This window comes from Citrobacter sp. TBCS-14, from assembly GCF_005280805.1.
In the GTDB taxonomy this organism is placed as follows: Bacteria; Pseudomonadota; Gammaproteobacteria; order Enterobacterales; family Enterobacteriaceae; genus Citrobacter; species Citrobacter gillenii.
On sequence record NZ_SZWM01001043.1, the window covers coordinates 1 to 235 of the forward strand.

Annotated in this window: 1 protein-coding gene; it reads right to left on the bottom strand. The window is 54.5% G+C overall.

What is annotated here, in order from left to right; translation table 11 throughout:
* On the bottom strand, nt 1-235 hold a 235-nt coding region (locus FDX22_RS23855; protein WP_186805450.1), incomplete at both ends, for an L-serine ammonia-lyase, iron-sulfur-dependent, subunit alpha.

Consider the following 235-nt stretch of genomic DNA (forward strand, 5'->3'; position numbering starts at 1 on the left):
CGGTATTTGGCATTCATATCTTTACCTGTCTCGTACATAGTCTCGATAACTTTATCGAGGCATACACGAGGCTCGCTGGTACGGCGCAGCGCCATACGAGCAGCGTTCACCGCTTTCACCGATGCAATGGCGTTACGCTCAATGCACGGAACCTGTACCTGGCCGGCAACCGGATCGCAGGTCAGACCCAGGTTGTGTTCCATACCGATTTCTGCGGCGATACATACCTGCGTCG